The organism is Spirosoma taeanense (genome assembly GCF_013127955.1).
Lineage (GTDB): Bacteria > Bacteroidota > Bacteroidia > Cytophagales > Spirosomataceae > Spirosoma > Spirosoma taeanense.
Map to the genome: position 1 here is coordinate 3,934,625 of NZ_CP053435.1, position 23,801 is coordinate 3,958,425.

22 protein-coding genes are annotated in these 23,801 nt (G+C 52.0%); 11 read left to right on the plus strand and 11 right to left on the minus strand.

The window, feature by feature from the left end:
- Window positions 1-26: 26 nt before the first annotated feature.
- The 6 genes from HNV11_RS16500 to HNV11_RS16525 all read right to left on the minus strand — a co-directional run bounded on the left by HNV11_RS16500 (window position 27) and on the right by HNV11_RS16525 (window position 6,182).
- Complete coding sequence (locus HNV11_RS16500; RefSeq protein WP_171740709.1) at window positions 27-1,820, minus strand: PQQ-dependent sugar dehydrogenase; 1,794 nt, start codon at window positions 1,818-1,820, stop codon at window positions 27-29.
- A gap of 123 nt (window positions 1,821-1,943) precedes the next feature.
- Window positions 1,944-2,477, minus strand: coding sequence for a YceI family protein (locus HNV11_RS16505; protein WP_171740710.1), 534 nt, complete (start codon window positions 2,475-2,477; stop codon window positions 1,944-1,946).
- On the minus strand, window positions 2,474-3,997 hold the full coding sequence (locus HNV11_RS16510; protein ID WP_171740711.1) for a hypothetical protein: 1,524 nt from the start codon (window positions 3,995-3,997) through the stop codon (window positions 2,474-2,476). Before HNV11_RS16510 ends, HNV11_RS16505 begins: the two co-directional genes overlap by 4 nt.
- A gap of 94 nt (window positions 3,998-4,091) precedes the next feature.
- Window positions 4,092-4,757: a GNAT family N-acetyltransferase gene (locus HNV11_RS16515; protein WP_171742213.1), complete on the minus strand. Its 666-nt coding sequence runs from the start codon at window positions 4,755-4,757 to the stop codon at window positions 4,092-4,094.
- A 113-nt stretch (window positions 4,758-4,870) separates the two neighbouring features.
- On the minus strand, window positions 4,871-5,254 hold the full coding sequence (locus HNV11_RS16520) for a group III truncated hemoglobin (RefSeq protein WP_171740712.1): 384 nt from the start codon (window positions 5,252-5,254) through the stop codon (window positions 4,871-4,873).
- Between the two features lie 19 nt (window positions 5,255-5,273).
- A complete protein-coding gene (locus HNV11_RS16525) occupies window positions 5,274-6,182 on the minus strand; it encodes a Nif3-like dinuclear metal center hexameric protein (protein ID WP_171740713.1) in 909 nt (302 codons plus the stop codon).
- Window positions 6,183-6,344: 162 nt separating this feature from the next.
- On the opposite strand from HNV11_RS16525, the gene HNV11_RS16530 reads away from it, so the two are divergent.
- Window positions 6,345-7,400, plus strand: coding sequence for an LLM class flavin-dependent oxidoreductase (locus tag HNV11_RS16530; RefSeq protein WP_171740714.1), 1,056 nt, complete (start codon window positions 6,345-6,347; stop codon window positions 7,398-7,400).
- Window positions 7,401-7,418: 18 nt separating this feature from the next.
- Here the strand turns inward: HNV11_RS16530 and HNV11_RS16535 are convergent, their stop codons facing one another.
- A complete protein-coding gene (locus HNV11_RS16535) occupies window positions 7,419-7,766 on the minus strand; it encodes an ArsC family reductase (protein WP_171740715.1) in 348 nt (115 codons plus the stop codon).
- Window positions 7,767-7,909: 143 nt separating this feature from the next.
- Between HNV11_RS16535 and HNV11_RS16540 the strand changes: the two genes are divergently transcribed.
- The 4 genes from HNV11_RS16540 to HNV11_RS24155 all read left to right on the plus strand — a co-directional run bounded on the left by HNV11_RS16540 (window position 7,910) and on the right by HNV11_RS24155 (window position 11,396).
- The gene (locus HNV11_RS16540) at window positions 7,910-9,121 is read left to right on the plus strand and encodes a PQQ-dependent sugar dehydrogenase (RefSeq protein WP_171740716.1); all 1,212 of its coding nucleotides are present in this window, start codon (window positions 7,910-7,912) and stop codon (window positions 9,119-9,121) included.
- 84 nt (window positions 9,122-9,205) lie between these two features.
- Window positions 9,206-9,976 carry a cupin domain-containing protein gene (locus HNV11_RS16545; protein WP_171740717.1) on the plus strand — a complete coding sequence of 257 codons (771 nt, stop codon included), beginning with the start codon at window positions 9,206-9,208 and terminating at the stop codon, window positions 9,974-9,976.
- Window positions 9,977-10,197: 221 nt separating this feature from the next.
- A complete protein-coding gene (locus HNV11_RS24150) occupies window positions 10,198-10,968 on the plus strand; it encodes a Gfo/Idh/MocA family protein (RefSeq protein ID WP_317168007.1) in 771 nt (256 codons plus the stop codon).
- The gene (locus HNV11_RS24155) at window positions 10,908-11,396 is read left to right on the plus strand and encodes a Gfo/Idh/MocA family oxidoreductase (RefSeq protein ID WP_317168008.1); all 489 of its coding nucleotides are present in this window, start codon (window positions 10,908-10,910) and stop codon (window positions 11,394-11,396) included. The genes HNV11_RS24150 and HNV11_RS24155 overlap by 61 nt, the downstream gene beginning before the upstream one ends.
- A 77-nt stretch (window positions 11,397-11,473) precedes the next feature.
- Here HNV11_RS24155 and HNV11_RS16555 read toward each other — a convergent pair whose 3' ends face one another.
- Window positions 11,474-12,127, minus strand: coding sequence for a hypothetical protein (locus HNV11_RS16555; protein WP_171740718.1), 654 nt, complete (start codon window positions 12,125-12,127; stop codon window positions 11,474-11,476).
- Between the two features lie 216 nt (window positions 12,128-12,343).
- Between HNV11_RS16555 and HNV11_RS16560 the strand changes: the two genes are divergently transcribed.
- Window positions 12,344-14,812 carry an outer membrane beta-barrel family protein gene (locus HNV11_RS16560; RefSeq protein ID WP_205402735.1) on the plus strand — a complete coding sequence of 823 codons (2,469 nt, stop codon included), beginning with the start codon at window positions 12,344-12,346 and terminating at the stop codon, window positions 14,810-14,812.
- Between the two features lie 20 nt (window positions 14,813-14,832).
- Here the strand turns inward: HNV11_RS16560 and HNV11_RS16565 are convergent, their stop codons facing one another.
- Together HNV11_RS16565 and HNV11_RS16570 are read right to left on the minus strand one after the other, a co-directional pair.
- Window positions 14,833-15,726, minus strand: coding sequence for an alpha/beta hydrolase (locus HNV11_RS16565; protein WP_171740719.1), 894 nt, complete (start codon window positions 15,724-15,726; stop codon window positions 14,833-14,835).
- 94 nt (window positions 15,727-15,820) lie between these two features.
- Complete coding sequence (locus HNV11_RS16570; RefSeq protein WP_171740720.1) at window positions 15,821-16,963, minus strand: DEAD/DEAH box helicase; 1,143 nt, start codon at window positions 16,961-16,963, stop codon at window positions 15,821-15,823.
- Window positions 16,964-17,409: 446 nt separating this feature from the next.
- On the opposite strand from HNV11_RS16570, the gene HNV11_RS16575 reads away from it, so the two are divergent.
- From HNV11_RS16575 to HNV11_RS16595, 5 genes are all read left to right on the plus strand, one after another.
- Window positions 17,410-19,989: a COR domain-containing protein gene (locus HNV11_RS16575; RefSeq protein WP_171740721.1), complete on the plus strand. Its 2,580-nt coding sequence runs from the start codon at window positions 17,410-17,412 to the stop codon at window positions 19,987-19,989.
- A gap of 250 nt (window positions 19,990-20,239) precedes the next feature.
- Entirely contained in the window at window positions 20,240-20,710 is a 471-nt protein-coding gene (locus HNV11_RS16580; RefSeq protein ID WP_171740722.1) for a hypothetical protein, read from the plus strand.
- A 152-nt stretch (window positions 20,711-20,862) separates the two neighbouring features.
- Entirely contained in the window at window positions 20,863-21,117 is a 255-nt protein-coding gene (locus HNV11_RS16585) for a hypothetical protein (protein ID WP_171740723.1), read from the plus strand.
- Between the two features lie 81 nt (window positions 21,118-21,198).
- Window positions 21,199-21,774, plus strand: a complete 576-nt coding sequence (locus tag HNV11_RS16590; protein WP_171740724.1) for a DinB family protein — start codon at window positions 21,199-21,201, stop codon at window positions 21,772-21,774.
- Between the two features lie 116 nt (window positions 21,775-21,890).
- Window positions 21,891-22,385, plus strand: coding sequence for a DinB family protein (locus tag HNV11_RS16595; RefSeq protein ID WP_171740725.1), 495 nt, complete (start codon window positions 21,891-21,893; stop codon window positions 22,383-22,385).
- Between the two features lie 77 nt (window positions 22,386-22,462).
- Here the strand turns inward: HNV11_RS16595 and HNV11_RS16600 are convergent, their stop codons facing one another.
- Window positions 22,463-23,785 carry an MFS transporter gene (locus HNV11_RS16600; RefSeq protein ID WP_171740726.1) on the minus strand — a complete coding sequence of 441 codons (1,323 nt, stop codon included), beginning with the start codon at window positions 23,783-23,785 and terminating at the stop codon, window positions 22,463-22,465.
- Window positions 23,786-23,801: the final 16 nt, after the last annotated feature.

Consider the following 23,801-nt stretch of genomic DNA (forward strand, 5'->3'; position numbering starts at 1 on the left):
CTAACCCCGTATAAAGCAGACGTCAATCAGCGGGCTTCGCAGCCCTTTATCCGATACATCTTACCGTCGGCTTTCGTGTACAGAAAGAATTCATTATTCAGTCCCAGCCCAAAACGAAGGTCTGTTTTCTTGCTGCCGCTCAGGGCCTGAAACGTTGTTACGCTGCCGCCCACCTGAATTTCCATTTCCTGAATAGCCGCCTGCTGGCCGGGCTTCAGTTGACTGCTTTCGACGTAAAACACGCGCCCGTTCACAATATCGCCGAAGATATACTTTCCCGTCAGCGGAGGGAGATCCGTCCGCGAATAAACAAATCCCGCCGAGATGGCATTCCCTTCGTCGTGATCGTACAGGGCTGCCGGATACGTGTACTGCAGCGCAGCATCATCTTCGGGGAGGGCATACACCTTGTCCATTTTCGCCCGGTAATACATCCGGAAGTTGCCTTCCCGCTCCGGCCAGCCATAATCTGCCCCGGCTACGCCCAGGTTCAGTTCTTCGGCATTGGCATGACCAATATCCGAAATCAGCATCTTTCCGTCCGGCGTCCAGGCAATCCGGTTGGGGTTCCGGAAGCCCCGGCAAAAAATTTCGCCCAGTGTTGCCGGGTCATTATCCTGCGCGTAAGGGTTACTGGCCGGGATGCCGTAACGACCGTTTTTACTGTTGGTGCCCCGTGGATCGATCCGTAGCACCGAACTCCAGATGTGGTGATTGTCTCTGCAGATAAACGGGTAGCCATTTTCGGTAGCGCCCCCATCGCCCACGCCGATGTACAGCAGACCGTAATCCGGACTACCCGGCCGGGTGTGGGGGTTGAACGTAATCTCCTGGACGCCGTGAATGGGCGATACCATGTTAACCCGCATCATCTCGCGCCCCGAGCCGACGAATTTGTCGGCCGTTGGATTGGGTAGTTTCCACTCGGTCAGAACCCATTGCAGCGTTACCTTAATCGAATCGGCATAAGCAAAATCGGCGGGGGCCGCATGGGCTTTTTCGGTGTGCGTCGTGTAAAAAAGACCGTTTGTATTGAAGTCCGGATGGAAGGCGTAGCTGCCGAAGCCCGTTGCCAGTCCGGGCGTAGGGATAAAGCCGGAACGCTCTTTAGCCATCTCCATATACACCCGCAGCTTGTTGTCCACCATCTCATACAGCGTTCCCCGCAGATCCTGAATAAACAGTCGGTCGGGTTTACCCGGCAGCACCTGCATCTTGTTGATTCGCGCCAGGGGTACTTTTTCGGCGGTAGCCGGGGCGGTGGTAACCTCTTCCAGAATAAGCCGCAGACCCGATTTTTCTATTTTCTGCGGCATCGGATCGCTCAGTGGTGCACCCAGCCGACTCATATCAGCCGAGGCCGGTTCGCGCTTCTGGTTACGATGAACAAAGGCCATGATCGCCCGGATATCCGCATCGCTCAGGGTAGAGAACGGCGGCATCGCCTGCTTGTATTCGTCAAACAGCCGTTTGGCGCGGGCATCGCCACTGCTGATCATGGCCGGAGCATTCCGGATAAACTTATGTATCCAGGCGGGCGACACCTCGGAAGTCACCCCGCTCAGATTCGGCCCTATACCCTTCTGCAGAAAGTTATGGCAGGTCGAGCAGTTGGTCTGGAAGAGTTGTTCGCCCTTCTGAAGGGTTGGTTTATCGGTAGCGTACGTCGTTTCTCCCCTTTTGCTGGCAGGCTGCACTTTGGACGATTGGCCGTTTGCGCCCGCGCAGATTCCCAGAATACCCGTGATGATAAAAACCCAGAATCGTAGTTGCCGTTTAGCCGGCCGGGACCCATTGAAGAAATGCGTTTGAATAGGCATTGTTAATGAAACCATTATCTGCTCTCACCAGACCAGATGGCGTAACGTTACGATCCGGCCAGCCTTAGTCAAAGCACAGCCCGTCCATAATCTAATGAATCACAGACCACGAACCGACTCAGGCTAACTTTTAGACAGGGTTCGGGCCGCCAGCTTTACCAGAATCTGTACCTCTACCTCATCGGCCAGCACGAGACTGGATTGCCCCAGTTCAAAATCAAGCCGGTTAAGCCGAAAGCTGCCGCCGAACGTATTGTCGGCCGAATACGTAAACGGAATCTTTACTTCCCGCTCAATGCCTTTGATGTTCAGATCAAACAGGCCCTCATAGCGACCGCGCCCCGTCCTGCGGATCGTTTTGGACGCCAGCGTGATGCGCGGAAACTGCTCGCTATGAAAATAATCGGGTCGCTGCAGGTGCTTGTCGCGCAGGACAATGCCCGTGCGGATGCTGCTGACCGGCACCGACGCCCGAATGTCGGCATTGCCCAGGCGGTCGGGGTCAAACTGAACATCGGCCTCCAGACCCTCAAACGTTCCGTTGACGGTAATGCCCGCATTCTGGATGCGGAACGTAATGGCAGACTCCCTGATTTCGGACTCGCGGGTCGACCAGGCAGCACACAGGAGCAGTATGAACGTAGCCAGGAGTTTCATAATGTTCTGAGATATGCCAGCAGCGCCTTCCGGTCGGCTTCGGGCAGGTCCATACCAAACTCATGGCCGCGAACGGCCTTTTGCGTTACACCCGCGCCCCGGAAACCCGTCGGTACGTAGTCATCACGCAGCCGCCGGGGATCGAGCAGATCGTCCAGCGTCGCCAGCGAACCGTCGTGCAGAAAGGGGCCCCGATACCAGAGGCCTTTGAGCGACGGCACTTTATAATAGCCCGTGCCGCGTCGGGTTTTGAGTGCGTAACTCGGGTCGGTACCAACGGAAATATCAAAAATGTCGTATTTCTTCCGGTGTTCGTCGGGCACTTCAAAGCCATCCACTGGCGTCAGCATATTGTTGGTGAAGGCCGGTGGCGTATGGCAGCTCACGCAGCCCTGTTCGGCGTAGATCCGTTCACCCCGTTTTGTCAGGGCACTAGGTTTGTTCGGGTTGGCGGGGTGTTCAAGTGAGTAAATAAACTTGGCCAGCGCATATAACTGGGCCTCACTGTAGCGAATACCTGTAGCGGGTGCAGGCACCTCTTTAAAGCCTTTACCGGCCGGCACAAACCCGTCGTAGCTGGCGATCATATTCACCGATTGGTTGAGTGCAACGTAACGCATCAGATCGCCAATATTCCGGTGGCGGTTGACGCCCCCGTGGTCCATGTATTTCCGCTCGTTTACCCCAATCAGGTTGGGAACCTGCGGAGGAAACAGAATAGAAGCTCCTTCGCGCAGCACGGTGCCGGGAGGCATAGCATCCAGGGCGTCGGCAATGGCCAGTTTGGACTGTCTGCTCAACTGCGTATGCGGATCGTCGGCCAGCCAGGGCGCGCCCATCAAGGCCTTCACAAACCCCTGCGCAGCTGGTTCGGGTACTTCATACCTGCGGTACGTGTAAGCGACCCGCTGAGCATCGGGTGAGTTGCCCTGTGCGCCTTTTAAAACCGTTCCGTCCGGCATGACCCGCGTATGACACATAACGCATCCTAGACCGCTGACAACCACGAGCCCTTTTTTAGGAACCACGTACCGCGCAAACGGCATAATTCCTTCCTTTGTCAGGGGCATGTTGGTATAGGCATACATGGCCGAGTCCCGAGCTTCCCGAACCGTGAAAACGCCCGTCGTATCGGTGGGCGCATCGAATACCAGTTCACCGGCTTTAATCCAGTCGGCTTCGGTTTTGAGCTTAGCCGGGTCGAACACCACCTCGGGTTCCTGCTGGTGCAGCCATTCCCAATATCCTTTGGGTTCCCGACCGGGGGCGTAAATCGGGTAGCTTTTGTAGATGACCATTTCGGGCATCTGGTAGTAATAGTCCGGCGATACGTTTTTCGGCGAAGCTTTGGCCACAGCCAGTGGGATTTCGTAATCGGCCAGTGCCGCGCTGTCCCAGGTTCGGGGGATGTCGGGAACGAACGGTACCGATAGCAGGGCTTTCTCACCGTCGGGCCGGGTCGTGTAGGCCAGTAAGCCTATAGCTAGGGCAAGCAGCAGAATAAAACACAGTTGCTTCATGACTCGTTGGCATTAGTTAACCAACTGAAAAGTAGCAACTTAATCAACTCCGCCTATGCGGTTTTTCGTAACCGGCAATCCTGTTCACCAGCGGTCAATATTCATCGAGGATATCGACGGCCAGGGCGTTGACGGTTTCCCACGAAAACGGCAGCCACTGACTCTTTGTATCGTCGAACACTTCGGTAGCCGCTTCGCCCGGGAATAGCTTGTAGTCGAACTTGGGGTAATTACTGACGATGTAGCCGGGGTAATAGTACTGTTTCTGCTGGAGCCGGGCGTAATTGATCTTCTGGAGCATCAGGTATTTTCCCAGACTGTGTTTGCGATAGGCCGGGTGGTAAAAATTCATGATGCCCGCAATACTCTGATCACCATTGTCGAAAACCCCAACGGCAATCAGCCGGTCACCGTCCCGCACCTCAACGGCATACGACTCAAAGGCATCGTAGCGCGCGCCGTTGAGCAGCCAGAACCTGACCGATTCCGGCGCTTCGAAATCTACCGAGCTTTTATAGAGGCTATAGAGAGCTTCAACTTCCGGGGTAATTATGAACGGCTTCACCACTACCGAGAACATTTCGTTGCTTCGGAGCAGTCTACGCTGCTTCGGGCCATACTCCACCCGATTCAAGACAAAGCGCAGCCAGTGCACAGGAAAGATCGTGTTATCGAAAACCAGGTATCGGCAGGTAAATATGTCCTGATGCATGCGAAAGTAACCCAGGCTCAGGCACAGATCCAGCTTGCTTCCTTTCATTATGGGGCGGGCGTTTAGGTAATCCATATCAGGCCGTCAAGTTAATACGAAAGCCTAAACAACCTAATGGCCAGGCATAAATGCCGGAAAGATTACAGTCTGCCGTTCGTAAGTTAACTGTTCAGATAGGCTAGCTTCTGGCTCCAGACCAGCGCGATCTGAGTAGCACGCTGGCGTACCTGCTCGGCAGTGTCGCCAGTGAAATGCTCACTCAGCGTAGCCGAAAACAAAGTTAACCAGCGCTCAAAGTGTTCCCGGCTGAGCGTATGTGTCTGATTAACCAGCAGATGGGGCCGAAACGGGTGCCCGTCATAGGCGTTGTTGCCCAGGATTATCGACTCCCAGAAGGCATACATCTTCGGCAGATGACTGGCCCAGTCCACCTGCGCCACATCCGTAAACACAGGCCCGATCAGGGGATCGGCCTGGACTTTTTCATAAAATGAGTTCACCAGAAACCGGATGGCTTCGGGTGAATCGAGCGTTTGCTTCGTCATTCCGGTATATCCCGTCAACTTATTCGTAGCTGAATAGATTCCCGGATGGAATGTACGTTACGTTGATTCCCGGCACCTTCGGCTTCAGCCAGGTAACGAGCCATTCCATGCCGGCGGCTTCGCTCATGATATGCCCCAGCACCACCAGGGAAATTTTCTGTCCCTGCTGACGCGCATCCCGAATGTACTCCGGCGTTTCCCACTCACTGGCTTCTCCGCACAGAACCACATCGGGTCTGGCTGCAGCAATAGCCTTAATCTGATTGCGGCCACCAGCGGCACCCGGCAGCAGCAGGACGCGCTGACACACCTGGTTCTTATCGCCGACGACGCGCACCTGTTTGATGTCCAGTTTCTGTTTAACGTGCCGAATGAGCTGGTGCAGGGGCGTAGCGGGCATGGTCAGCAATAGCGCATTCTCCGGACTGCTGTATTTTGCCCAGTCCAGAGCCGACAGCATGCCGGTGGCGATACCATCGGGACGGTGTGAATGCCAGTAGTCATGAAAGCGCCAGACAGCAATACCATGTTTAGCGAGCAGGTTCTGTTTATAGGTCACAACAGGATCGTTTTTCAGCCAGTCGGTTTCGTCGAGGTGGTTGTAGAACGTAGGCTCGTGCGCAATAATGAAGTTAGCCCCGGCGGCAGCGGTTTTTTCAATCACCTCCGCCGTGGCAAACATGGTCGTGACAATGCCCGTCACGGGCTGCGACGCCATCCCCGATTTCAGCGTATCGACTGTCTTGGGAAAGGGCGCGCCGGGAATCGTTTTGAGAATCAGGTCCATTACCTCACCGACCGTGGGTGCTGCGTAGCTGTCGTGCACCGGCTGCGCCGAACTGAGAATGGGCGTATTCAGGAGCATGGACGTGCCAACCGCCTGGGTCAGGTTCACTAAAAATTGTCGTCTTTTCACTACGCGGTGCATGGTCGCAGGTGGGTTATAAGGAGCAAGAGTTTCAACCGGGACGTTGATGCGTAACGAATCAATGTCTCGTTTAGCAAGTTAAGTCGCCGTCCGGAAACTAAGCGTACCCGGTTCGGGATTATTACGCAAAGCACACATATACCACCAATTTTTCAACTAACGATGGAATTAGGGATCAGTAGCTTTGGCGACGTAAAACCGGATGATGTATCCGGTGGAGCCGTCAACGCCCACCAACGAATGCAGCAACTGCTGGAAGAAATAAAACTCGCTGATGAAGTGGGACTGGATGTGTTTGCCCTGGGCGAACATCACCGGCCTGATTTTGTCATATCGGCGCCCGAAGTGGTTCTGGCGGCAGCCGCATCGCTCACCAAACGCATCCGTCTGTCAAGCGCCGTTACGGTACTGAGTTCCGCCGATCCGGTGCGGGTATTCCAGAACTTTGCCACCCTCGATCTGCTCTCCGGCGGCCGCGCGGAGATCATGGCCGGTCGGGGTTCGTTTATCGAGTCGTTTCCGCTGTTTGGCTACGACCTGAACGATTACGATGAGCTGTTTACCGAGAAGCTGGAACTGCTGCTGGCCATTAACCGGCAGGAAGTCGTTAGCTGGCAGGGTAAACACCGGGCGGCCATCCCGAATCTGGGCGTGTATCCGCGTCCGCTTCAGGCGTCGCTGCCCATTTGGCTGGCCGTGGGCGGTACGCCGGCTTCGGCCGTTCGGGCGGGGCAACTGAACCTGCCGATGACCGTCGCGCTGCTGGGCGGTACGCCCGACCGGTTCGTACCTTTGGTGAATCTCTACCGCCAGTCGGCCCGGCAGGCCGGGCATGACATCAGTCAGTTACCCCTGGCCATCAATTCGCACTTCTACGTAGCGGATACGTCGCAACAGGCCGCCAATGAGTTCTTCCCGTCGTATCAGGTGCTGATGAACCGGGTTGGTCGGGAACGGGGCTGGCCACCGCTGGGCCGCGAGCAGTTCGAATACCTGCGTCAGTACGGGCCGCTTCTAGTCGGGAGTCCGCAGCAGATCATCGACAAGATTCTGCACTTCCACGAACTCTTCCAGAATACGCGCTATCTGGCTCAGGTGCTCGGTGGCCCCCTGACCGATCACGCAAAAAACCTACACGCGATTGAGTTATTCGGGACTAAAGTTGCTCCCGCCGTCCGGAAAGCCCTGCAACCGGCTCAGGCCGACGTAAACAAATAAAGCGAGCGAGACCGTCGGCTATGCCGCAAAAACGGCCTCGTAGTCGGCGGTCTTAAAGCCCAACGCCACAATCTGACCGTCTGCTTCAATCAGCGGTCGGCGGATAACGGACGGCCTGTCGAGCATGAGCGCGATGGCGCCTTCGGTATCGGTTGGCTTCTCCGCATCCGGCAGTTTCCTCCAGGTCACGCCCGACCGGTTCACGAGGTCTTCCCAGCTTTTCTGCGTCAGCCAGCGCTCAATCGTCGGGCGGTCAATACCCTGTTTTTTGTAATCGTGAAACTGGTACGTAATACCGCGTTCGGCCAGCCAGGTGCGGGCTTTTTTGACGGTATCGCAATTCGGAATGGCGTATAGAATAAACATCGAATTTAGGTAATCTGGCAAAAATACCGCTTTCCGGCTTTAGCGGTTCAGCAAGGGCGACTCGGACCAATAAAAAGCAGCTCATGCCGTTAACTGATAGCCGACCCAATGGGTTATTAAGGGTAATAAAACCTTTCTCAACGATGAAAACGTCTTTATTTCTTTTCGCCCTCCTAGGGCTTGGCGGGAGCCTATCGCTGACCTCCTGCCAGAAAGAGCCCGAAAGCGCCGTTGTCGGAACGGGGAATCCAACGAACACGGGCAATACGGGCGGTAGCCAGACCGGCACGCAAACCGGCACGCCAACGATTCGAGTGCAGACGCTGCTGACGAACTACGAGATCATCTGGGGCATGGATTTTCTGCCCAACGGCGACCTGCTCTTTACCGAAAGAAAAGGGCGGCTCTTCCGCTACGCTGGCGGCACAGCCACCGAACTAACCGGTCTGCCAACCGACATCAACATAAGCGGACAGGGTGGCCTGCTCGACCTTCGCGTTCATCCGGCCTACGCCACGAACGGCTGGATTTACTGTTCGTATTCGAGTTCACCAGCCGGTAGCAGGGCTACGCAGCTCAACCTGATCCGGTTTAAGATCAACGCCAACCGCATCACCAACCTCGAAACCATTTTCAAAACCTCGGCTACCAACACCTGGTATGGGCACTACGGTGCGCGCATTGAGTTTGACAAAAACGGCCTGCTATACTTCAGCGTGGGCGAAGGCGGGCCGAGTAGTTATGGAGGGGCTTCGTCGCCCAATCAGAACGCGCAGAACGTAAAAACCGAATGGGGCAAGATTCACCGGATGACCGACTCGGGCCAGGTGCCCGCCGACAATCCAACCCTGCCCGGCAACACGACGCCGACCACCATTTTCTCGTATGGCCACCGAAATCCGCAGGGGCTGGCGCTCAACCCGTTTACGGGCGATCTGTGGGAAACTGAACACGGACCGAAAGGCGGGGATGAGGTAAACATCATCCAGTCCGCAAAAAACTATGGCTGGCCGCTCGTATCATACGGGATAAATTACGATGGCACCCCCATTTCGACCAGCCCGACCCGCGATGGTATTCAGGCACCCGTTCATACCTGGACACCTTCCATCGGTACCTGCGGACTGGCCTTTATCACCAGCGACAAGTTCAAAGACTGGAAGGGCAATCTGGTAACGGGCTCACTGCCGCTCAACTACCTGAGTCGCTGCGCGATCAGCAACAATAAGGTTGTCAGCGAAGCGAAACTGCTCGAAAACCAGGGCCGCATCCGCAACGTCAAGCAGGGACCGGATGGCAGTCTGTACGTTTCCATTGAAGGACCGGGGCGGATTGTGCAGCTCATTCCAGAATGACCGTCGGCGGGATTCAGCCGCGCGCATAGTAGACTTATGGCTGGTCGCTGCTTTTGTCGGGGTAACACGCCATCAAGCTGCCTCATGCCTTATATCGCGCCTTTTTTCTGCTTTCTGCTGCTTTCGGTTATCAGCCCGTCCTGGCTGGAGCCGGTTACGTCCGGCATTTACCGCTGGAACGAAGCGCCGGTAACCAAACAGGCCGCTTCTGAACAGCGAGTCCTGCTGGAAGGTAGCCTGACCGATTTCAGCCACATGAAAGTTCACGCGACGACCCTACCGGCCCATCAGGCTCCGCATCCGGCGCACAAGCACACCGACGAAGAACTTATTATCATTAAGGAAGGTGAACTGACCGTAACGATTGCCGGAAAGACCAAAACCCTCAGTACCGGTAGCGTAGCTCTGATGATGCCCGGCGACGAGCATGGGTTTGAAAACAAAGGCGACCAGCCCGCCACCTATTACGTTATGCGCTACGAATCGAAGGAGCCGGTCGATCTGGAGCGTGGCCGCAAAGCCGGTGGGTCGTTCTGGATCGACTGGAAGGACGTAGCCTTTCATCCGCACGACAAGGGCGGTGTTCGCCGGATGTTCGACCGGGCTACGGCCATGACCAAACGTTTTGAAATGCACGTAACGACGCTGAATCAGGGACTGTGGAGCCACCCGCCCCACACCCACCGGGCTGCGGAAATCCTGCTTATGGTCGACAATAGCGCGCAGGAAAGCATCGACGGCCGGATGCACTCTGCCAAAGCGGGGGACCTGATCTTTCTGGAATCGAACGTTCCCCACGCCATCCAGAACACCAGCCCCGGAAGCTGTACGTACTACGCCTTTCAGTTTGAGTAACCTGTCAGCGTCATCATTCCTCAACCCAAGCCCGCAACGTAGGCCCTGTCTGGTCCTACGTTGCGGGCTTGGGTTACCCGGCAGTATATAGACGTAACGGCAATCCACAGCCGAAACACTGAATCGTCAGCACTCATTTTCAGCCAAACAATCCACTAACCTTATGGGTAAACTTCCAAATAACCAATCCGGGCAGCCTGGCCCGTTAACCGATATTGGGTATGGAGCAGTTACCATTCTCGCGTCGTGATTTCATCCACCGGCTGGGAACAGCTGCCTTATTCATGCCGACTCTGGCGACTTTTTCAGGCCTGCAGGGATGCGGCAGTAAAAGCAGCTGTTCCTCCGCCGAATCGGCCTCCTCGACAACCACCGAGTCGGGTGCGGCGCGTAAGCTGGGGATTGCGCTGGTCGGACTTGGTAAATACAGCGAAGGCCAGTTAGCGCCCGCTCTGGAGAAAACCAAACGTTGCCGACTATCAGGCATCGTGACCGGCACGCCCGAAAAAGCCGAGAAGTGGAAGAAAAAATACAACATCCCCGACAAGAACGTCTACAACTACCAGACCTTCGACCAGATAGCCGACAATCCCGATATTGATATTATTTACGTCGTGCTGCCCAATCCCATGCACGCCGAATATAGTATTCGGGCTGCGCAGGCTGGCAAGCACGTCATCTGCGAGAAGCCGATGGCGATGAACCCGACCGAGTGCCGGCAGATGATTGAGGCCTGCCAGAAAGCCAACAAAAAACTGTCTATTGGTTACCGGCTTCATTTTGAGCCGCACAATCAGGAAATGATGCGGCTGGGGCAGAAAGAGGTCTATGGCAAGGTCAATAAGATTGTTGCCGAGAATGGTCAGAATCAGGGATTTGACACACCCTGGCGTCTGGGCGAGGGCATTGGCGGGGCGGTCCGCTGCGCGATGTGGGTATCTATTGCATTCAGGGCGCGATTTACACGAAAGGCGAAGTTCCCGTTGCCGTAACGGCTAAACTTCACCCCGTAACCGAGCCCAAAAAGTTTAGCAAGGTCGAGGAAGGCGTTGATTTTCAGCTGCACTTTGCCGATGGCTCCGTCGCCGACTGCAAAACCAGCTACAACGACAAACTCAATCAGCTACGGGCCGAAGCGGCTAAAGGCTGGTTTGAACTGTCACCCGCCTATGCCTATTCCGGTCTGGAAGGCAAAACCAGCCAGGGCGATATGAATATCGAGAATGTGCCCCAGCAGGCCCGCCAGATGGACGCCTTCGCCGATTGTATTCTGAACAACAAACCGACCTCCGTACCCGGCGAAATGGGTATGCGCGACGTGCAGCTGATCGAAGCCATTTTCCAGGCGGCTAAAACCGGCAAACGAGTATCCACGCAGGGCGCAAAGAAAGTGCTGGACTCAACAGCAGCCATGCGGTGAGCTAGGCAACTACCAAGCCGAAATGCGCATAACCAGGTAGCTGATTATGCGCGTTTCGGTTTCTATTCAGGCCGATTTTATTGCTGCTGGCAAAGCTGGTTGTACGTATCCACCATCGCGCCAAACACCTCCCAGTCCCGGCGTTTAGCAACCGGGTAGTTGCGGATGAACGACGGACAGTCACCAAACAGTCGCTCGTGAACGGTCTCCAGATCACCCCGTTTCGCAATCAGCGACTCGCTGCCATTCTTCAACACGATATAGCTCAAATCCTGCCGTTTGCTGATAGAGAAATTCCCGAACGAATATTCCGTCGTTTTCTTCCAGCCCGACACATCGAAATACAGCGCAATCCGTCCGCCATCGGGCGTCAGCCGTTCCAGCAGCATGGGTTTGCCATTGCGACGGGGGTTGGGGACACGCTCGAAGATGACCCATTCACGCTCACGCGGGATACTGCCGGTCGAATAGGCGAAACCGGGAATCCGCTGGGCAATCAGCCGCAGGTCGTCGCCTTTCAGCTTCACTTTCTTATCGTCGGGCAACCGGATAACGACGCCAGCCGGGGAGTCGTTGATGAACGACCCAACCCGCACCTGCCCGCTAACCGTATCGTTCTGCATGGTCACGACGTAACCGTCGGTCCACATCGTAATGGCACCCACCGGATTGTATTGCGCCCTGGCAGCTACGCTGCTCAACAAAACGCCAAGTAAAACAAGGACTTTCATATTCAGGAATCAGGAATTGATGCACCAAACCTATCTGGTGAATCCCGCCTTCCCAGCGGCCTTCCGCCTGAACCGTAAAATAGGCCGTATGAACTGGCTAAAAAGCCCGGTGCCTTCTTTGCCCGGCTATTAAATTCCTGAACCGGCCTACCCGACATCAGTAAAATAAGGTGCTGGCTTCTTTTCTAGTCTGTATACAACCGACTAAACTTCCTGATGCGCTTAACCGCTACTTCTTTTCTTTCCCGTTCCGCCCATAGCTCCCGAAACGTCAGTCTCCTTACCCTTTTTGCGCTGTTGCTGATGGCCGGATGCCCGCTTTACGCCCAGACCGGCGGCAAGCTGAAACTGAGCGGGAAAATCCTGGATGGGCAGGCCAACACACCCCTGGTTTACGCCAACATCCGGCTCTTTAAACAGGCCGACAGCTCGTTCGTGACGGGCGCGGTAACCAACGACAACGGCGATTTTGTGATGGATGCGGCAGCGGGTAATTATTACGCCCTTCTGGAGTTCATGGGCTATAAAACGCAGAAAACCGCCCCGATCCAGCTGACCCGCGACAGTTCTCCGCACAGCCTGGGAACGCTCCGACTGCTGCCGTCGACGAATACGTTGAGCGAAGTAATCGTGCAGGGCGAGAAAAGCACGATGGAGATGACCCTCGACAAAAAGATCTTTAACGTAGGTAAAGACCTCGCTAACCGGGGCGGCACGGCTGTTGATATTTTGCAGAACGTGCCTTCGGTAGCCGTCGACGGTGAGGGAAACGTCAGTCTGCGGGGGAGCGGCAGCGTACGCATCCTGATCGATGGAAAGCCGTCGGGTCTGGTGAGTCTGAAAGGTTCCAGCGGTCTGCAACAGTTGCAGGGCAGCAGCATCGAACGGATTGAAGTCATCACCAACCCGTCGGCCCGCTACGAAGCCGAAGGCATGGGCGGTATCATCAACATCGTCCTGAAAAAGGAACGTAAAGAAGGCATCAATGGCTCCTTCGACCTCATCACGGGTTACCCGAGCAATTTCGGGGCGGCAGCCAACGTCAACTACCGACGTAAGAACCTGAACTTCTTCATCAACTACAGCGCTTCGTACCGGAATACGCCCGGCCGCAGCAGCCAATATCAGGAACTGTACCGGAATGATTCGACTTTCATTACCCGGCAGAACTCGACCAACCGCCTGAACGGGATGTACAACAACGCCCGGGCGGGAATCGACTATTATTTCAATCCCAAAAACATTCTGACGGCGGCCTATACGTGGCGCATCAGCAAAGGCAAACGCTACGCCGATATTCAGTACCTGGACTACCAGCCCAACAGCACCACCCTGCAGCGGATTACCAATCGCCAGCAGGACGAAACCGAAACCGAACCCAACTCGGAATATGCGCTGAGTTACAAACGGACGTTTGCCCGCGAAGGTCATGAGCTGACCGCCGACGTTCGGTATCTGGACAACTGGGAAAGCTCCGACCAGTTTTTTACCCAGCAGACCCTCCGGCCCGATGGTGGCGCTTCGGGCGTTCCGAACCTGCTGCAGCGCTCGCTCAACGACGAAACCGAAAAGCAGTTTCTGCTGCAGGTCGATTACGTCAAACCCTTTGGCAAGGAAGGAAAACTGGAAGCCGGTCTGCGCAGCAGCTCCCGCGACATGACCAACGATTACTCGGTTCGGGAGCAGGCGTCGGATGGTCTCTGGCGTCCCCTGCCGGGCCTGACCAACGATTTTCTGTACGAAGAGAACATCCACGCGGCCTACGGGATTCTGGGCAACAAGATGCGTAAATTCTCGTACCAGATGGGCGTTCGGGCCGAATGGACGGGCGTAACGACGACGCTGAAACAGACCAACGACGTAAACCCGCGCCAGTACGCGAACCTGTTTCCGAGTGTGCACATGACCTACGACCTGCCCCGCCAGCACGCCCTTCAGGTGAGTTTCAGCCGCCGGGTCCGTCGGCCGCAGTACAACGACCTGAGTCCGTTCATGACCTTCAGCGACAGCCGTAACTTTTTCAGCGGCAACCCCGACCTGAACCCCGAATTCACCAATTCGTTCGATCTGGGGCATATCAAGTACATGGGCAAAGGCTCGCTCAGTTCGTCGGTGTATTACCGCTATACCACCGGCAAGATTATCCGGATTCGTCGCGTTGATGACCGGGGTTACTCGACCACCCGCCCCGAAAACCTGGCGACCGAAAACTCCTACGGGGCTGAATTCACCGGCTCGTATGCATTCGTGCAATGGTGGAAACTGGACGGCAGCCTGAACTTCTTTCGGGCCATCACCAACGGCAATAACCTTGATGCCAGCTACCAGAGCGATACGTATAGCTGGTTTGCCCGCACCACCTCGCGGTTTACCTTCTGGAGAACCACCGATCTTCAGATGCGGGCCAACTACGAAGCGCCCCAGAAAACCCCGCAGGGACGTCGGCAGGCCATCGCTACGCTCGACTTGTCGGTTAGCCGGGACATTCTCAACAAAAACGGGACGCTGACGCTCAACGTGCTCGACGTGTTTAACTCGCGCCGGTACCGGACCATTACGCAGGGCAGCAATTTCTACACGGAGAACAATTCGCAGGGACGGCTTCGCCAGATCAACCTGACGTTCAACTACCGGCTGCGGCAGGCCAAGAAGAAAGTGAAGGAATCAACCGAGGGCGAGTTTTAACCAGCCAGGCCTATGGGGCGCTACGTTGCGGACGTAGCGCCGACCAGTTGAAGCAGATCGCGGTAGATTACGTTGTTTTTCCAGAACAGTTGCAGCACCATGGGAATATGCTTCTTGCCCGGCAAGAGTTTGAACTCGTGCTTGACGCCAAGCTCTTCAAGCCGATCCCGGAATTTACGGGTGCTGCGGGCAATGCCGGGGTAGGTCCGCTCGCCCACGAACACCAGCATGGGCGGACTCCCGGCGTTGATGTGGTACAGGGCCGACATCGCGCGCCAGACGGCCGGTTCTTTGCCGAACGGCACCAGGTATTTCTGATCGTCGGGATATTCCATCTTGTTGAGGTAATCAAACATATCCAGCCCGGCCGGATCGTCGAGGATAGCGCCTTTGACCGGATTCTGCGTTACGCCCAGTTTCGAAAAGAACCGATTGTCGGCCGCCAACAGAGCCGCCAGTCCACCACCCGCCGAGTGGCCCATTACAAAAATCCGGTTGGGGTCGCCCCCGTATTGGGCGATGTGCTGCTGCGTCCACAGTACGGCGCGGGCGCAGTCGTCGGCCATCCTGGGAACCTCCACCGCCGGAGCCAGCCGGTAGTTGATGATGACGGCCACCACTCCCTGCTTCGCCAGCCGCCGACCAATGAACCCGTAGATGTTTTTGCTGCCGCTGTCCCAGCCGCCCCCGTGGATAAATACCACCACCGGATAAGGTACGTCGCCCTTTTTCTTCGGTTCGTACACATCGAGCCGGTTACGTTCGGCATCGAAACCGGCGGCATCCGGGGCGATATACGGAATGTCTTTCGTGCGTTTGCTGGAACAGGCCACGGCGCATTCGTTGATGATCAGGACAAACGACAGGAGCAGGACGACGGCCAGAACGCCCCGGAATACTCTGGCTATGAACATAGTGCTGAAGAGTGAATAGGCGACAGTTCAGGCTTTATCAACGCAGCAAACGCGACCGATGTTCAGTTCGACCGTACCAGACGGAAACGCTCCCTCAGAAACCGCTCAGGTCGATCTCTGCCGTTTCGATCAGGTCAACGCGCTTCTTCATCTTTTTCTGGATGATGCGGAAATGGTGCTCATCGTCGGGCGTAATGAGCGAAATTGCCTGACCGGCAGCTTCGGCTCGACCCGTCCGGCCAATGCGGTGTACGTAATCTTTCGGGGAGCGGGGCAGTTCAAAATTAATGACGTACGGAAGAAACTGGATGTCAATACCCCGCGCAATCAGGTCAGTAGCCACCAAGACGTTGAGTTTGCCCGTCTTGAACGCGGCCAGCGCATCGGTACGGCCACCCTGCGTTTTTTTGCTGTGAATGCCCCCCGCCCGAATGCCGTTCTTGGTGAGTTTTACCACCAGATTGTCGGCCGTCCGGACCGACGACACAAACACCAGCACCTGCTGCATCTTCCCCGATTTGATCAGGTAGCGTAACAGCGGCCCTTTACGTTCGGCACTGACCCGATAGGCCGTCTGCGTAATCAAATCCAGATTGTCGGCTTCTTCCTCGACTTCGATCTTCACCGGATCGCGCAGCAGGTTTTCGCGAATGTCCTGAATGGCGTCGCCCAGCGTGGCCGAGAACAGGACGGTCTGTCGCTTCGTGGGCAACTGGTCGAAGATGGCGTCCATTTCCTCGGCAAAGCCCAGTTCGAGCATCTTGTCGGCTTCGTCGAGCACCAGAATCTCAACCTTCGACAGCCGCAGCGCGTTGACCGATAGCAGTTCGAGCAACCGCCCCAGCGTAGCCACTACAATATCGGCCCCGTGAACGGCCACCATCTGCGGGTTGATGGACACCCCGCCGAACACGGCCACCGTTTTTACCGGTTTGGGCAACGCAGCGCCCAGCGTCTGGAACACCTCGGCTACCTGCGCAGCCAGTTCGCGGGTCGGCACCAGCACCAATACGCTGACACCCTTCGTTTTGGCCGACCGGGTGCGGTGGAATAGTTCAAGAATGGGCAGCACGAAACTGGCCGTTTTACCCGACCCGGTTTTGGCTATACCCAGCACATCGCGCCCCACCAGAATAACCGGAATAGCCTCCTGCTGAATGGGATAGGGTTTGGCGTACTGCTGCTCCGCAACGGCCCGCAGCAGTGGCTCGGACAGACCGAGAGATGAAAACGACATGGATTAGTTTGCTTTACGTGACGATAGACGCTCCGCAAAACTACGGATTAACCGGCTGGTTAATGCATGCAGATAATTATCTACAAATCCTGTGGCAAGTAGTAGAAGCCAATTAAGCTTAACTTACCGCTCAGTAACACATTAGAATATGATTTGGAATTGCTTTGTCTAAGTAACTACTTTACTATTTTGCTGCTTTACAGACACCTAAAGCCAATACAAAAATGTGACACAAATTATACATAACAAAGATACAGTGTATACCTCAACTTGGCGTATAACATGACAACAGAACTCGCTTCTCATAGATAAATAATTGGTCAATCAGACAAATTATTAAAAATATGAAAATTCTGCATCACACAGAATCAGCAAACAATAGTTAGCATCGTTTATTGTATGCTTATACTGTAAACACAACTTCCAATATCTTTAATTAATGTGCTATGAGTTATAATATTGCTTTAACACGTATTCATCAAGCTGTAGAAGCAAAATCCTATTCTTTAGACTTAAGCTCTTTAAACCTAAGAGATGTACCATCTGAGATATCTGAGTTAACAAATTTGGTTGAACTTGATTTAAGCCATAATAGCTTAACAATTTTACCAAAAGAAATAAATCAATTATTAAACCTTAATTATTTAAATCTTAGTAATAATATATTTAATCATATTAGTGGTATAGGCTTTGAATTCCCATGCCCGCTACAGCTAAAATACCTAGATTTATCGCGAAACAATCTTTCTAAAATACCTAGTGATATTTTCAATTTAGACCTAAATTCTCTTGAGGATATTGACTTAACTGACAATCCAGCGTTAAATGGTATACCTGAGAGTATTATAAAAGAAGGAATCTCAGCAATTGAAGCCTTTTTTGATGAATTACAAATCTCAAAATACACAGACAGTCTGTTAGAAGCTAAGTTAATATTTGTAGGACAAGGTGAAGTAGGAAAAACTTCACTAATGAAGAAATTAATTGATAATTATTTCAGATTGGTTGTAGGAGATGAGCTAACAACTCACGGTATTATTATTAAAGAATGGGATATAAATATACCTTTAACAACAGAAGAAGCGATTCATTATCATTTTATATCTCCTTATAAATATGAGGATGATATAGATTGTTCTGATTATTACCAGGATGAGAATAGATGGGAATACGAAGAAGAAAGCAATAACAATGGTTTATATAAAATTAGTGCAAAGCTAAATATCTGGGACTTTGGCGGTCAAGAAATATATTATTCTACTCATCAATTTTTCCTAACAAAGCGATCAATTTATGTATTTGTTTGGGATGCAAGGAAAGAAGAAGAGTATAGAGGTTTCGAATACTGGTTTAATACTATTAATGTTTTAAGTGAGAGTAGCCCAGTTATAATAGTAATGAATAAATCAGATGTAAGAGTCAAACATATAGATAAAAGTATATTAACAAAAAAATTTCCTAACATAAAAGCTTTTCATGAAACCAGTTGTTTAACCGGCAATGGCATCTACGAGTTAAAAAATAGTATTATAAAAACATTTACTTCATTACCTCATTTTGGAGAAAGATTACCAAAGGTTTGGGTTGATATTCGGAAACGGCTTTCACATTTAGAAACAAATTTTATAACATATGAAGAATATTTAGCTATATGTAATACCTATAATATTTTACCAAATAGAGCTAACTTTTTGAGCGATTACTTTCATGATTTAGGTGATATATTACATTTTCAAAATGATCCTATCTTAAGAAATATAGTGATATTAAACCCAGAATGGGCAACAAATGCTTTCTACAGCCTAATTGATAACAGAATAATACAAGAGAACTACGGTCGCTTTTCTTTAAATCAGCTCAGTACTATTTGGGATATAAACCAATATCCTAATAAAATACATATAGAGCTAGTTAAATTAATGGAACGTTTTGAAATGTGCTTTAATTTACTAGGGTCTTACGACTACATTATTCCTGAATTATTACAAGCGCAAAGTGATTATGATTTTAGGCCCAAGTACATTAAACCAGATCTGAAATTTGAATACGAGTTTAAGTTTATGCCTGCAGGATTAATTCCAAGATTTATTTGCAGAAATTATATCAATATAGAAAAGGGTTCATTTTGGAAAAATGGTTTAGTCTACAAATTTGATGATTCATCAGCTTTAGTAATCAATGACCTACTAGATAAAAAAATAAAAATATTTGTTCAAGGCGAAGACAACGATATAGTTCTTGGGATAATTAGAAAAGAATTTAATGAGATATTCTCATCTCTTAAGCTGAGTAAAGAAAATGATTATTCCGAGATGGTACCTTGTATTTGTGATGAATGTTCACCTAATCCAAATCCTTATTTTTACCCTTATGATGTTTTAAAGAAATTTATTAGAAAAGGCAAGAAGACAATTACTTGCCAAAACAGTACAGACGAAGTTAATGTTAATTCCTTGCTTAAGGGGTACGATAGATTCAGAACAAATGATAGGATACTTGACAATATAATTATTGCATGTTCACAATTGCAAGGTATGCAAAAAAGCATATTTGCGAATGAAGATAGCAGAAACGGCTTTATAGCAAATGTACTAAATAATAAAGGAATAACCGCTAAAGACCAAACAAAATGGGGAAAATCCCCGTCTAAAAAATCTCAAGGAGAAATAGATATTAAAATTGAGAACAAGAATGGACTTACTATTAGTATTTTTGAAGGTTTAAACCTTACTTATTTAGATAGAAATAAGATACATTCACATATAGAAAAAATTTTCAACTATGACACTAATGGTTTGGAGAGTAATTACATAGTTGTATATGTCGACAACTCTGATTTTTCTAATATATGGCTTAAGTATCAAGAAGCGGCTGTAATGGCTAAATGTAAGTTTCCATTAACAGGAACTTTTGAAGATCTGTCAGATTCTTATTCATATGGAGCTCATTTTAAAGTGGGTCGAACAAATTACGATGTAAATGGCCAATCTAATTCGGTATATCACTTATTTCTTGACTTAAGTTGATAATTATGCAATATCCCTAAAACCTTGGTATATTAGTTATAAATATATCAACTAAAATTTTGTGTAAAAAACATAGTTGTAACAGCTAATTGAATAACTATAATCCTTTAGAAATATGGCATTAAACACTATTGTACTAAAAGTTTGGAAGTATATATCCAAAGCAAGTTGATTAGCCTAGTTATTAACTTACTTAGGATTAATTTTAAATAATTTCTAATTTTTTTTTCAACTAATCGATTAACTTCATATGAGCCCAGATTATATTCAAGCTATTACAAGTATAGCATCCGTACTTGTAACACTTGCAGGCTTTATACTAATAAATCGTCAAATTAAGCAGGTTGACAAATCGACTCGAGGCCAAACGCATAGCTATTTGTACACTCATCAAGATTCTATTACGCGGCTATTTATCGAAAAACCGGCTTTACGGGCGTTCTTTTATGACGATCTCACTCCTGATACTCGCCATAAAAATGATATTGTTATTAGAGCAGTGACGGAATTAGTTGCAGATTTTTGCGAGCACATATACTTACAGCTACCAAACCTACCTGATGATATTCGTAAAGGCTGGGACGGTTATATGAAAAATCTTTACAACAATAGCCCATTATTAAGAGAACATTTTGAAAGGGGAAGTGGAGAATGGTACAGTAAAGAATTTATAGAAGCGCTTTCGCATTCTTATGTACCAATGCAAAAGAAAACGCAGTAGACTCCTTTATAAATATATACATTATAAGGCATATTCCAAGGGATATCGCCGTCAAATGAGTAGGAATTGAGGTTATAAATATATTTATTTCTCCGAGTAGTTTCCTTTTCATTATCACTGTATGTATTAACCGAAGCCAACAAAGCCCCATAATGACAGAATCGTTACAGGTGAATGGGCATACTATAGAAATTTTTGGAAGTGCCTGGAATGGCAATGAAGTCGTTAAATATGACGGCGTTGAGGTTTCCAGCCGGCGGAATATCACGACTTCCTTATCCACGCATTCGTTTACCGTGCAGGAGGCTGGTGAAAACATTGTGTATGAAGTTCAGATTTCGGGCGGCTTTGTCGGCACTGGGTACGTCGTTCGCCGGAACGGGATTGTACAGGGGCACAAGCCTTAATTTTCCGGCTGGGCGCAACAGGCATCCGCAGTTGGGACGTAATGCCGTATTTTCGCCCGTTCTAACCCAATGCCATACGCTATGCAGAATTTACAGCCCGGCCCCGTAACGGGTCCCGTCACCGAGTCTGAACGTCTCTACGCAATTGACGCGCTCAAAACGACGCAGGCCAACCTGCACCAGTCGCTGGTGGGGCTGTCGGCGGAGCAGCTTACGTTCAAACCCCTCCCCGATCGCTGGTCCATCGCCGAGTGCGTAGAACATATTGCGCTGGTGGAGAAAGGCATTTTCCGGGCGGTGCAGGCCAGCATGAATGCTCCCGCCGATGCCGACAGGCGCAGCCAGATTCGGGTATCGGATGTTGACGTGATCAAGGCAGTACGCAGCCGGGTTGTTACCATGGCCGCGCCAACGCCCTTTGTTCCAACAGGCCGCTATGGCGATGCCGCCGGGGCCCTGCAGGTCTTTGATGAGCAGCGTCAGGCCGCCATCCGTTACGTAGAGACTGAGCAGGCCGATCTGCGCCTGCACTTTTTCGAGCACCCGGCGCTCGGCACTTTAGATGCTTTTCAGGCGGTTCTCCTGCTGGCTTCCCATGCCGAGCGGCACCGCAAACAGATCGAAGAAATCAAGGCCAGCCCCGGCTTTCCGCAATAAATTTTCAGCCCTCTCAAACCGGCAGAATATCTTTTTTGCAGTCGGCAAAACCTACTGACATAGGGCTGTCACCCCTCCGGCTTTACTTTGTCTCATCAACCAAACGCAATTGATTTATGTCCATGATTGAGATGCTGACGAAGGAAATGGAGCAGGAAGCCAACACCACCCGCCGAATGCTCGAACGGATTCCGGACGATAAACTCGACTGGCAGCCGCACCCGAAAAGCATGACTATCCGGCAACTGGCGACCCACATTGCCGAGCTGCCGAGCTGGGTTGCCCTGGCCCTGAACACCGACGGCCTCGACTTTGCTACTGCTCCCTACGAGCCAACCCCCATCCACAATACAGCCGACCTGCTCGCTTTGCAGGAGCAATCGCTGAACGAGGCAAAAACTGCCCTCAGCCAGGCTACCGACGAGCAGCTCGAACCCATGTGGACGCTACGTAATGGCGACGAGATTTACAGCCATACGACCAAAGGCGAGGTGGTCCGAATGAGTTACAGCCAGATTGTTCACCACCGGGCGCAACTGGGTGTAGACCTGCGCCTGCTGGATATTCCCATTCCCGGCAGCTACGGCCCCAGCGCCGACGAACCGTTTTAATCCAGATCACAAACAACGAGGCCAGCAACACGCTGGCCTCGATTATATTGTACCATCCCGGTTGGTCTATTCAGGCGTTACGTTAGCTGATCCATCGTTACGATTTTGGGCTTACGGGTCAGCAGGTGGATAATTGTCCAGGCAACCAGATACGTACAGCCGCAGACGGTGAACAGCACGTTATAGCCCCCCGACAGATTCCCGGCGGCTTTGTAGCTATCAAGCAGGCTCCCCACCAGAATCGGGAACAGAATCCCCCCGACGGCTCCGGCCATACCCGCAATCCCCACGGCGGAGCTGACGGCCTTTTTGGGAAACAGGTCGGATGCTAACGTAAACACGTTCGTTGCCCAGGCCTGGTGTACGGCCACCGCCAGACTAATCAAGCCCACTGCCACCCAGACATCGGTCGCGAACTGCGCCAGAATGATTGACAGCTCCAGGCCCGCGAAGGCAATGAGCACTGTTTTCCGCGCTTTGAGCGTTGGCCAGCCCCGCTTAATCAGCCAGGACGACAGATACCCTCCGCCGATGCTGCCCACCGTAGTCGCCGTGTAAATCAGCATCAGTTCGAGGCTCGGCTTTTTCAGATCGAGCTGAAACGTAGAGGAGAAATAGGACGGCAGCCAGAACAGGAAAAACCAGTAAATCGGGTCAATCAGTCCCTTGCCCGTAATGAGCGCCCAGGTCTGCGGCAACGTAAAGAGCTTCACCCACTTCACGGACTCAGTTTCTTCGGTTTTCGACTCCTGTCCGCTGATGATATACTCGTATTCCTCGCGGCTCAGGCGTTTCTGCCGGGCCGGAACATCATAGAAAATCAGCCAGAAAACTAACCAGATGAAACCGATCGCGCCGGTAATCCAGAACACTTCCTGCCAGCCGTAATGATTCAGAATCCAGGGCACGACCAGCAACGCCACGACCACGCCAATGCTCGTTCCGGCGTTGAAGAGACCCGTTGCCAGCGCCCGCTCCTTCTGCGGAAACCACTCAGCCACTGTCTTGACAGCCGCCGGATAGTTCCCCGCTTCGCCCAGACCCAGCCCAACCCTCGCTACGCCGAAGCCAAACGCGCTCCGGGCCAGAGCGTGCAGCATCCCGGCCACGCTCCACCAGATAATGGTGATCGAATAGCCCAGTTTCGTGCCGACCTTATCAATGAACCAGCCAAAGACCAGCAGACCCACGGCATAGGCCGCCGTAAAGGCCATCACGATCCGGGCAAAATCGGTTTCCGTCCAGCGGAATTCAATTTCGAGGATGGGTTTCAGCAGGCCGATGATCTGGCGGTCGAGGTAGTTGATGGTTGTCGCCGTAAACAACAGCACGACGATGCCCCATCGGTAACCGCTTACGTTCGTGCGGGTCGCGGGCTTGGGAGGTTGAGGAGTAATCATAGGAGATCGGTTAGGG

What these genes read in the sequence shown, in the direction of transcription:
- HNV11_RS16500 (WP_171740709.1), bottom strand. Translation starts at nt 1,820, where the DNA reads ATGCCTATTCAAACGCATTTCTTCAATGGGTCCCGGCCGGCTAAACGG.
- HNV11_RS16505 (WP_171740710.1), bottom strand. Translation starts at nt 2,477, where the DNA reads ATGAAACTCCTGGCTACGTTCATACTGCTCCTGTGTGCTGCCTGGTCG.
- HNV11_RS16510 (WP_171740711.1), bottom strand. Translation starts at nt 3,997, where the DNA reads ATGAAGCAACTGTGTTTTATTCTGCTGCTTGCCCTAGCTATAGGCTTA.
- HNV11_RS16515 (WP_171742213.1), bottom strand. Translation starts at nt 4,757, where the DNA reads ATGAAAGGAAGCAAGCTGGATCTGTGCCTGAGCCTGGGTTACTTTCGC.
- HNV11_RS16520 (WP_171740712.1), bottom strand. Translation starts at nt 5,254, where the DNA reads ATGACGAAGCAAACGCTCGATTCACCCGAAGCCATCCGGTTTCTGGTG.
- HNV11_RS16525 (WP_171740713.1), bottom strand. Translation starts at nt 6,182, where the DNA reads ATGCACCGCGTAGTGAAAAGACGACAATTTTTAGTGAACCTGACCCAG.
- HNV11_RS16530 (WP_171740714.1), top strand. Translation starts at nt 6,345, where the DNA reads ATGGAATTAGGGATCAGTAGCTTTGGCGACGTAAAACCGGATGATGTA.
- HNV11_RS16535 (WP_171740715.1), bottom strand. Translation starts at nt 7,766, where the DNA reads ATGTTTATTCTATACGCCATTCCGAATTGCGATACCGTCAAAAAAGCC.
- HNV11_RS16540 (WP_171740716.1), top strand. Translation starts at nt 7,910, where the DNA reads ATGAAAACGTCTTTATTTCTTTTCGCCCTCCTAGGGCTTGGCGGGAGC.
- HNV11_RS16545 (WP_171740717.1), top strand. Translation starts at nt 9,206, where the DNA reads ATGCCTTATATCGCGCCTTTTTTCTGCTTTCTGCTGCTTTCGGTTATC.
- HNV11_RS24150 (WP_317168007.1), top strand. Translation starts at nt 10,198, where the DNA reads ATGGAGCAGTTACCATTCTCGCGTCGTGATTTCATCCACCGGCTGGGA.
- HNV11_RS16555 (WP_171740718.1), bottom strand. Translation starts at nt 12,127, where the DNA reads ATGAAAGTCCTTGTTTTACTTGGCGTTTTGTTGAGCAGCGTAGCTGCC.
- HNV11_RS16560 (WP_205402735.1), top strand. Translation starts at nt 12,344, where the DNA reads ATGCGCTTAACCGCTACTTCTTTTCTTTCCCGTTCCGCCCATAGCTCC.
- HNV11_RS16565 (WP_171740719.1), bottom strand. Translation starts at nt 15,726, where the DNA reads ATGTTCATAGCCAGAGTATTCCGGGGCGTTCTGGCCGTCGTCCTGCTC.
- HNV11_RS16570 (WP_171740720.1), bottom strand. Translation starts at nt 16,963, where the DNA reads ATGTCGTTTTCATCTCTCGGTCTGTCCGAGCCACTGCTGCGGGCCGTT.
- HNV11_RS16575 (WP_171740721.1), top strand. Translation starts at nt 17,410, where the DNA reads ATGAGTTATAATATTGCTTTAACACGTATTCATCAAGCTGTAGAAGCA.
- HNV11_RS16580 (WP_171740722.1), top strand. Translation starts at nt 20,240, where the DNA reads ATGAGCCCAGATTATATTCAAGCTATTACAAGTATAGCATCCGTACTT.
- HNV11_RS16585 (WP_171740723.1), top strand. Translation starts at nt 20,863, where the DNA reads ATGACAGAATCGTTACAGGTGAATGGGCATACTATAGAAATTTTTGGA.
- HNV11_RS16590 (WP_171740724.1), top strand. Translation starts at nt 21,199, where the DNA reads ATGCAGAATTTACAGCCCGGCCCCGTAACGGGTCCCGTCACCGAGTCT.
- HNV11_RS16595 (WP_171740725.1), top strand. Translation starts at nt 21,891, where the DNA reads ATGTCCATGATTGAGATGCTGACGAAGGAAATGGAGCAGGAAGCCAAC.
- HNV11_RS16600 (WP_171740726.1), bottom strand. Translation starts at nt 23,785, where the DNA reads ATGATTACTCCTCAACCTCCCAAGCCCGCGACCCGCACGAACGTAAGC.